This is a genomic window from Cytobacillus oceanisediminis 2691 (assembly GCF_007678455.1).
GTDB lineage: Bacteria > Bacillota > Bacilli > Bacillales > Cytobacillaceae > Mesobacillus > Mesobacillus oceanisediminis_A.
In genome coordinates, this window is sequence record NZ_VEEP01000345.1 from 1 (window position 1) to 245 (window position 245).

Sequence of the window (245 nt, forward strand, 5' to 3'; positions counted from 1 at the left end):
GATTCGGCGGGGTATGGATTGATGGGGTTGGGTATGAGGTGTTGAAGGTTGAATGTGAGTGATTGGGAATTGGATTAAGAGAGGTGTGGGTTGGGGAGGATTGTGGGGATGAAAAGTATGAAGAAATAATGGGTAAAGGGATAGGAGGGATGAGAAAAGACGGGGTTAGCGATATTGGGTTTGGGGATATAGATGTTGAGGATGTAGGAGAGTATGGGGAGGAATTATTGTGTGAATGGGGAAGA

Annotated in this window: 1 protein-coding gene; it reads left to right on the forward strand. The window is 45.7% G+C overall.

All coding sequences use genetic code 11. The features are described 5' to 3' along the window. Positions 1-62: 62 nt before the first annotated feature. A partial coding sequence (locus FS736_RS23905; protein ID WP_222125120.1) for a hypothetical protein occupies positions 63-245 on the forward strand: 183 nt, incomplete at its 3' end.